Source organism: Vibrio sp. Vb0888 (genome assembly GCF_033338835.1).
Lineage (GTDB): Bacteria > Pseudomonadota > Gammaproteobacteria > Enterobacterales > Vibrionaceae > Vibrio > Vibrio alginolyticus.
In genome coordinates this window covers 1-1,041 of record NZ_JAWOTL010000337.1, presented here as the reverse complement: position 1 = coordinate 1,041, position 1,041 = coordinate 1, and the positions used below count along the sequence as shown (strand labels likewise).

Annotated in this window: 1 protein-coding gene; it reads left to right on the top strand. The window is 49.0% G+C overall.

Annotated features, from left to right (window positions below):
* Positions 1 to 1,041: alpha-amylase family glycosyl hydrolase (locus R7P72_RS26085; protein ID WP_318111159.1), on the top strand; the 1,041-nt coding region annotated here is incomplete at both ends.

Below are 1,041 nucleotides of genomic sequence, written 5' to 3'. Positions count from 1 at the left end.
CACTACTTTACTGCTTGCGTCGGCAAGTGCCATCGCCGAGCCAAACATCACCATTTCTACCACGACCAACAGCCGTGACTTCCCGCTAAGTGCAGAGCAGCCTTTGGTTGTGCCTCTAACCAAAGACGGATACACGCTTAAAATCACGGGCGTTGAAGGCGACTGCGTTGCACCTGATGGTCAGAAAGTGAAGTTCAACAAACCTATCGCGCGAAATTGTGGCAAGCCGACCGAAGTGCCACTCAAAGTTCGCTTTACTGGCGACTATTCCTTCGCTTATGACGACGCGGCTAAGACGTTGCTGTTTAAGCGAGAGCCGAAAAAAGCAGCAAAAACCGAATTTAAACGCCCGATCCCGCAAGTACAATGTGAAGTCTACCAAGGCGGTGAAGTGACGATCGCTGTGGGGGATAGCTTTCCTGAAGGCACCAAGTTACGCGATGCTTATTCAGGTCAAATGGTTGAAGTGAAAGAGCAGAAAGTATCGCTGACGCCAAGTAAAGACTCTGGTGGCTTAGTGCTGCTAGAGCCTGTGCAGAAAACCAAAGAGGCGGTGCTATTTGATTACCGAAACGCGAACATTTACTTCGTGATGGTTGATCGTTTCAACAACGCAGACGCAAGTAACGACAACAGTTATGGGCGTAAAAAAGACGGCAAAGATGAAGTTGGCACGTTCCACGGCGGTGACCTTAAAGGTGTAATTGAGAAACTGGATTACATCAAGAGCCTAGGTACAGACGCGATTTGGTTGTCGCCAATCGTTGAACAAGTGCACGGCTTTGTCGGTGGTGGCGATAGTGGCTCATTCCCGTTTTATGCATACCACGGCTACTGGACGCGCGATTTCACCAAGATTGATGAGAACTTCGGTAACGAAGAAGATTTAAAAACGCTGGTGGAAGAGGCGCACAAACGTGGCCTCAAAGTCTTGATGGATGCGGTTATCAACCATTCTGGTTACTCAACATTGGCGGATCTACAGTTTGATGGGATCGATGTGTTAAAGCCTAATGCCGAACTGCCCAAGAAATGGGGCGA